Annotated in this window: 7 protein-coding genes; 6 read left to right on the forward strand and 1 reads right to left on the reverse strand. The window is 58.4% G+C overall.

The window, feature by feature from the left end; all coding sequences use genetic code 11:
- The first annotated feature begins 211 nt into the window (after positions 1-211).
- From AC07O1_RS27670 to AC07O1_RS27680, 3 genes are all read left to right on the forward strand, one after another.
- Positions 212-745: a gluconokinase gene (locus AC07O1_RS27670; RefSeq protein ID WP_494992692.1), complete on the forward strand. Its 534-nt coding sequence runs from the start codon at positions 212-214 to the stop codon at positions 743-745.
- An 84-nt stretch (positions 746-829) separates the two neighbouring features.
- Positions 830-2,182: a GntP family permease gene (locus AC07O1_RS27675; RefSeq protein ID WP_495010367.1), complete on the forward strand. Its 1,353-nt coding sequence runs from the start codon at positions 830-832 to the stop codon at positions 2,180-2,182.
- 333 nt (positions 2,183-2,515) lie between these two features.
- Positions 2,516-3,778 (forward strand): OprD family porin, encoded by a 1,263-nt coding sequence (locus AC07O1_RS27680; RefSeq protein ID WP_495090844.1) that lies wholly within the window; start codon positions 2,516-2,518, stop codon positions 3,776-3,778.
- Between the two features lie 101 nt (positions 3,779-3,879).
- Here the strand turns inward: AC07O1_RS27680 and alaC are convergent, their stop codons facing one another.
- On the reverse strand, positions 3,880-5,100 hold the full coding sequence (alaC, locus tag AC07O1_RS27685) for an alanine transaminase (RefSeq protein ID WP_494992694.1): 1,221 nt from the start codon (positions 5,098-5,100) through the stop codon (positions 3,880-3,882).
- 277 nt (positions 5,101-5,377) lie between these two features.
- Here alaC and AC07O1_RS27690 point away from each other — a divergent pair, with 277 nt between their 5' ends.
- The 3 genes from AC07O1_RS27690 to AC07O1_RS27700 all read left to right on the forward strand — a co-directional run bounded on the left by AC07O1_RS27690 (position 5,378) and on the right by AC07O1_RS27700 (position 7,184).
- On the forward strand, positions 5,378-6,040 hold the full coding sequence (locus AC07O1_RS27690; protein ID WP_495024732.1) for a LysE family translocator: 663 nt from the start codon (positions 5,378-5,380) through the stop codon (positions 6,038-6,040).
- 58 nt (positions 6,041-6,098) lie between these two features.
- On the forward strand, positions 6,099-6,587 hold the full coding sequence (locus tag AC07O1_RS27695) for a GyrI-like domain-containing protein (RefSeq protein WP_495090845.1): 489 nt from the start codon (positions 6,099-6,101) through the stop codon (positions 6,585-6,587).
- Between the two features lie 84 nt (positions 6,588-6,671).
- The gene (locus tag AC07O1_RS27700; RefSeq protein ID WP_495090846.1) at positions 6,672-7,184 is read left to right on the forward strand and encodes a GNAT family N-acetyltransferase; all 513 of its coding nucleotides are present in this window, start codon (positions 6,672-6,674) and stop codon (positions 7,182-7,184) included.
- The last annotated feature ends 78 nt before the right edge of the window (positions 7,185-7,262 follow it).

Consider the following 7,262-nt stretch of genomic DNA (forward strand, 5'->3'; position numbering starts at 1 on the left):
ACGGCTTGCCAAACAAAATTCAAGGCACTAAGGTAGCGCTGTCTCGATGCCGCTGCAAATGCTTGAGTGTGGCTTGCCTGATCCCACTCTCCCAGCGTCGATACAGCACATGCTGCAACCCATAAAAATGACAAGAAGGCGTCGGCAGAATCTATTTTTGCACTAGTGTTTTACTTGCAAAGGTAGCGCTGTCTGCGCGCTGAGGTGTTACATGAGTCAACCCATCACCGCCCTGGTCATCATGGGCGTCGCCGGCTGCGGCAAAACGTGCGTCAGCGAGGCTTTGTGCCGACTCAGCGGCGCTACGGCCATTGAAGGCGATAGTTTCCACCCTGCCGCCAACATCGAAAAAATGAGCGCAGGCATTCCCCTGACAGACGAAGACCGTGCCGGCTGGCTCGACAGCCTGTGCGATGAGCTGCGCCGCGCCGTCGCTGCAGGTCAGCGTCCGGTACTGACCTGCTCGGCCCTTAAATTGCGATATCGTGAACGGTTGCGTAGCGCCGTGCCGGGCCTGGGTTTCGTTTTTCTCGAGCTGACCCCTGAGGTCGCAGAGCAACGGGTCTCCCATCGCCCCGGTCATTTCATGCCCTCGACCCTGATCGACAGCCAGTTCGCCACCCTTGAATCGCCTGTCGGCGAACCGTTGACCCTGGCCCTGGATGCCTCCACGCAAAATGTCGATTACCTGGCCGAGCATGCCTATGCCTGGTGGCTCCAGCGTGGCCTGGAATCCATCGACTGATGCCTGGCTCGAAAAGATAGCGCTGTCCTAGTCGGCAGTCGTTTAAAAACCGTTTAATAAAAACAACAAACAGGAGTTACCCCCATGTTTGGCATGTCCCACGAGACCTATCTGCTGCTCGATGCAGTGGTCACCATTATCGGTCTGATCGTATTGATCACCCGGTTCAAGCTGCATCCGTTCATTGCGCTGATCATTGCTGCCGGCTTCCTCGGGCTGACCTCGGGCATGCCAGTGGACAAAATCATCAAGGCATTCCAGGACGGCTTCGGCGGCGTTCTCGGTTTCGTCGGCATCATCCTGGCGCTGGGCACCATGCTCGGCAAAATGATGGCCGAGTCGGGTGGAGCGGATCAGATCGCCCGTACCCTGATTCAGGCATTCGGCAAGGAGCGCGTGCAATGGGCAATGATGTGCGCGGCCTTTCTGGTCGGTATTCCGTTGTTCTTCGAAATCGGCTTTGTGCTGCTGATTCCGCTGGTGTTCATCGTTGCCCGGCGTACCGGCGTGTCGATGATCAAGATTGGTATCCCGCTGCTGGCAGGGCTGTCCGTGGTTCACGGTCTGGTACCGCCGCACCCGGGGCCGTTGCTGGCCATCGGCGTGTTTGGCGCAGACATTGGCAAAACCATTCTCTACGGCCTGATCGTCGCTCTGCCGACCGCCATCATTGCCGGCCCCCTGTACGGCTCCTTTATCTCCAAATACATCCCGGGCCACCCGAATCAGCAGTTGGTGGATCAACTGGCCCATGAGCCGGAAGCCTCCACGCTGCCAAGCTTCGGCATCACCCTGATCACCGTGCTGCTGCCGGTGTTCCTGATGTTGCTCAAGACCTTTGCCGATGTGGCGCTGCCCGAAGGTCACGGCGTACGCAACTGGATGGACATGATCGGCCACCCGATCGCTGCCTTGCTGCTGGCCTTGCTGCTGTCGCTGTATACCTTCGGCTACAAGCGCGGTTTCGATTCGAAGAGAATACTCAAACTGCTCGACGCCAGCCTCGCGCCGACCGCAGCGATCATTCTGATCATTGGTGCTGGCGGTGGCTTCAAGCAGATGCTGGTGACCAGCGGTGTGGGCGATGTGATCGGCCATATGGCGGTGAATGCGCAGATCTCACCGATTTTGCTGGCATGGCTGGTGGCTGCGGTGATTCGCGTCGCTACAGGTTCAGCCACCGTCGCGACCATTACCGGTGCAGGCATTGTGGTGCCGGTGGTGGGGATGATTCCGGGCGTCAATCGTGAATTGCTGGTGCTGGCAACGGGGGCGGGCTCGTTGATTCTGTCTCACGTCAACGATGCGGGTTTCTGGCTGGTGAAGCAGTACTTCAACATGACCGTCGCCGAAACCTTCAAGACCTGGACGGCGATGGAGACCATCCTGTCCATCGTGGCGCTGATCTTCATCATGCTGCTGTCGTTGGTGGTCTGACCGAACACCCGTAGATACCGTCTTAACCCTCACCGGGCAAGCGCAGATTTCGGGTCAAATGGTTGGCCCGACGTCGGACACGGCGAGACGATTACGCTCTATCTGCAGCATTTCCTGAAGGTCATCCAGGCGACGAACCATCGCCTTCACCTGCCGGCATTTCATCCACCGCACCGACATAAACCAATAACAACAGGTTCGACCCCATGACCCAGCGCCCTGCCAACTCCGGCTGATCCAGCCCGCTCGTTCCTTCAGTTCGACACTTTTGTCCGCAACACGACGTTGCGGCAGCGCCCCGCTTCATCCCTAACAATTAGAGAATCCGATCACATGAAGCCATTCACCTCTTTCCCAGCCACCCCTCACGCTCTGCTGGCCATAGCGCTGGCGAGCGCGGCATTGCCGGCCATGGCCGAGGAATCCGGCTTTCTCGAAGACGCCAAGGTCAACCTGAACCTGCGCAATTTCTACATCAATCGTAACTTCACCGACCCGACCAAGACTCAGCGCAAGGCCGAAGAGTGGACACAGAGTTTCATCCTTGATGCCAAGTCCGGATTCACCCAGGGCACCGTCGGTTTCGGCATGGATGTGCTCGGCCTGTACTCGCTGAAACTCGACGGCGGCCGCGGCACCGGCGGTACGCAGCTGCTGCCGCTCGACCACGATGGTGAACCGGCCGATAACTTCGGTCGCCTGGGCGTGGCCTTCAAGGCGAAGCTTTCCCAGACCGAATTGAAAGTCGGCGAATGGATGCCGGTCTTGCCGATCCTGCGCTCCGATGACGGTCGTTCGTTGCCCCAGACGTTCCGTGGTGGCCAGATCACCTCGAAGGAAATCGACGGCCTGACCCTCTACGGCGGCCAGTTCCGCGCCAACAGTCCGCGTGACGACAGCAGCATGAGCAACATGTCGATGACCGGCAAAGCGGGGTTCACTTCCGACCGCTTCAACTTTGAGGGCGGCGAATACACCTTCAATGAAAAACGCACCCAGATCGGTCTGTGGAACGCCGAACTCAAGGACATCTACAGCCAGCAATACCTCAACCTGGTGCACACTCAGCCCTTGGGCGACTGGACCCTGGGCGCCAACCTGGGCTTCTTCTATGGCAAGGAGGACGGCAGCGCCCGGGCTGGCGATCTGGACAACAAGACCTGGTCCGGACTGTTCTCGGCCAAGTACGGCGGCAATACCTTCTATGTCGGCCTGCAGAAAGTCACCGGCGACAACGCCTGGATGCGGGTCAACGGCACCAGCGGCGGCACCCTGGCCAACGACAGCTACAACTCAAGCTACGACAACGCCAAGGAAAAGTCCTGGCAGCTGCGCCACGACTACAACTTCGCCGCCCTCGGCGTGCCCGGCCTGACCCTGATGAACCGCTACCTCAGCGGTGACAATGTGCATACCGGGACCATCACCGATGGCAAGGAATGGGGTCGCGAGACCGAACTGGGCTATACCGTGCAGAGTGGAGCCCTGAAGAGCCTTAACCTCAAATGGCGCAACTCGACCATCCGTCGCGACTTCAGTAACAACGAGTTCGACGAGAACCGAGTGATCGTCAGCTATCCGATCAGTCTGCTGTAAGACCCAAAAACGCCATCGCAGGCTGCGATCTTTTGATCTTCGCGATTTCAGGATCGCTAAAAGATCGCAGCCTGCGGCAGCTCCTACGGGTGTGTTTCGGCTTAACTGTTGCTGGTCTTCTGCACCAGCCCATCGGCCCTGAACATCCCGCGAATTCCGCGCACGGCCTGGCGAATCCGGTCCTGGTTCTCGATCAGTGCAAAGCGCACATGGTCATCACCGTATTCACCGAAACCAACCCCTGGCGATACACAGACCTTGGCTTCAGCCAGCATTTTCTTGGCGAATTCCAGCGAGCCGAGGTGCGCATAGGCGTCGGGGATCTTGGCCCAGACGTACATCGATGCCTTCGGATTCTCGACCATCCAGCCCAACTCATGCAGGCCTTTGACCAGCACGTTGCGGCGCTGCCGGTATTGCTCGGCGATGTCTTTGACGCACTGCTGATCACCTTCCAGCGCGGCGATGGCCGCGACCTGCAGCGGAGTGAAGGTGCCGTAGTCGTGGTAACTCTTGATCCGCGCCAGGGCGTTGACCAGTTCTGCGTTGCCGACCATGAAACCAATGCGCCAGCCAGCCATGTTGTAGCTCTTGGACAAGGTGAAGAACTCCACCGCGATGTCCTTGGCGCCCGGCACTTGCATGATCGACGGGGCTTTCCAACCGTCGTAGACGATGTCGGCGTAGGCCAGGTCGTGGACCACCAGCACGTCGTATTGCTTGGCCAGAGCGATAACCCGCTCGAAGAAGTCCAGCTCCACGCACTGTGCGGTCGGGTTGGACGGGAAGCCGAGAATCATCATCTTCGGTTTGGGGATCGAGCCGCGAATCGCCCGTTCCAGTTCAGCGAAGAAGTCCACGCCAGGCACCAGCGGCACTGATCGCACCTGGGCGCCGGCAATCACCGCGCCGTAGATGTGAATCGGATAGCTGGGATTGGGCACCAGCACCGTATCGCCCTGGTCGAGGGTGGCGAGCATCAAGTGCGCCAGGCCTTCCTTGGAACCGATGGTGACGATGGCTTCGCTTTCCGGGTCGATGTCGACCTCGTAGCGATCTTTGTACCAACGGGAAATCGCCCGCCGCAGGCGTGGAATGCCCTTGGACGTGGAGTAACCGTGAGTGTCTTCGCGCTGGGCGACGGTGACCAGTTTTTCGACAATGTGCGGCGGCGTCGGGCCGTCGGGGTTGCCCATGCTCAAATCGATGATGTCTTCGCCACGACGACGGGCGGCCATCTTCAATTCGGCAGTGATGTTGAATACGTAAGGGGGGAGTCGATCAATGCGCGCAAAGCGGCGCGGCGAACCTTGGTCTGCCATTGTTGCCTCGGGTAACGTGAGCGCCCGGAACCGTCCGAGCGACGTTGGCCACTGCGGTGGCCTGTGGCGGAAGATAAGGGCAGTGACAGCGGATTGTCCAGAGCGCGTAATCAAATATTTCGATGGTCGTTCGTGGCGACATTCGGCCCATTTGCAGCGCAGGCATTTTCTGCGATACAACAGCGGGCTGTTTTTTGGCGGAAAAACCGAGTTAAAAAACGGTTGAAAAGCTGCGTTCAATATCTGCCCACCACTTAGCGCTTTCGATGGAATGAACATGGAATTTACCAGTGGCTTCTTGCTGAGCCTTTCGCTGTGTCTGGATATCGGCGTGGCGAATATCGCGATGATCACCCTTGCCATGCAACGCGGTTATTTTCAGGGTTTTGCCCTTGGGCTCGGGACCTGCGTGGGTGATTTGATCTACGCAGTGCTGGCGTTGGCCGGCATGAGTGTGCTGTTGCAGTATTCGACCGTGCGCTGGGTGCTGTGGGTCGGCGGTTCGGCGCTGCTACTGTACTTCGCGGCGAAGATGATTCATTCGGCGATCTACCATCAGGCGACCCTGGCCGAGGCGGTCGAAGTCAGCAACGGCTCCCATCGACGGGAGTTTTTTCGCGGCATTTTCCTCGCCATGTCCTCGCCGAGCGCCATCCTCTGGTTCGCTGCGGTGGGTGGTACGCTCATTGCCCGTTCCGGTGGCGGGAGCCTGCTCAGCTCTGGGTTGTTTCTGGCGGGATTCTTCTTTGCCGGGCTGCTCTGGTGTGGCGGCTTGTGCCTGGCCGCTACCCAGGGCGGCAAGTTGTTGGGCGACAAACTGTTGCGCTATTCATACATGGCATCTGCAGCGATCTTCTGCTATTTCGCGGTCTACGTGATCGTATCTGGCTATCGGGAGTTTGTCGGTTCGGCGGGCGTGGCTGAGCTTCCGGGCCTGTGACTGGGTTTGGCTTCTATACTCCCAGCCGAACCCATCTTTCACTATTGAGGTCGCTTTCATGGACGAACAAAAAATTTCCGATCTTGCGCAACCGCGCTTTGAACATGGACATTTCCTACTGATTGCGGGACTGGGCGGGCGGTTTACTGCCAAAACCACCCAAGGCATCCCACAGCTTTGGGAAAAATTCATTCCGCATATCGGCAAAATCCCGGGCCAAAAAAACGACGCGACCTACGGCATTTGTTGCAACCCGGATGGCAAGGGCGGTTTTGAATACATCGCAGGAGTTGAAATCAGCAAGCTCGATGACTTGCCTGAGCAATACCGCTGGATCGAAGTACAACCACAATACTATGCGGTGTTCGAGCATAAAGGCTCACTGGCTACCTTGCCCCAGACCTTTCGATACATCTGGAATACCTGGCTGCCGCAGTCCGGTAGTGAAGCCGCAGATGCGCCGGAGTTCGAACGTTACAGCGCGGACTTCAATCCGCAAACGGGGGAAGGTGTTCTGGAGATCTGGCTGCCGCTCAAGTCCGACTGATCAATGTCACGAGCGAAGGCTGTTGTTAGAATCGCCTGCCGTTGCGCCTGTCGTCGTCACCTTACAAGGTAGCTGTTGTCTCCTATGAAATCGTCAAACACTGTTGTTCGCCTGGTCACGCCCGCTGACCTGGACCGCTGTTTCGCCATCGAATCGATTGCCTACGAAGGCGACGAAGCGGCCACCCGCGAGAAAATCGCCACGCGCATTGCCACCTGGCCGCAGGGGTTTATCGTGGCTGAAGTCGATGGCCTGGTCGCAGGCTTCATCAACTCCGGCGCCGCCTACCAGGTGGAAATGGCCGATGAAGCCTTCAAGGAGCTGATCGGCCATGACCCGGACGGCCCGCATGTGGTGATCATGTCGGTGGTGGTGCACCCGGATTATCAAGGGCAGGGCTTGGCGAAACGTTTGATGAGCGAATTCATCGAGCGCATGCGCGTAATGCACAAGGCGAGCATCAACCTGATGTGCAAGGAGCGGCATATTGCGCTTTATGCCAGCTTCGGCTTCGCCTACCTCAAGGCTTCAGCCTCTGACCACGGCGGGATGGCCTGGCATGAAATGGTGTTGAAACTGGAGGGGGAGGACCGATGATTGATCGTTCCCACGCTCTGCGTGGGAATGCCTCACCGGACGCTCCGCGTCCGCTTTGGATGTGACGCAGAGCGTCAC

The organism is Pseudomonas sp. GW821-FHT07G10, from assembly GCF_059418545.1.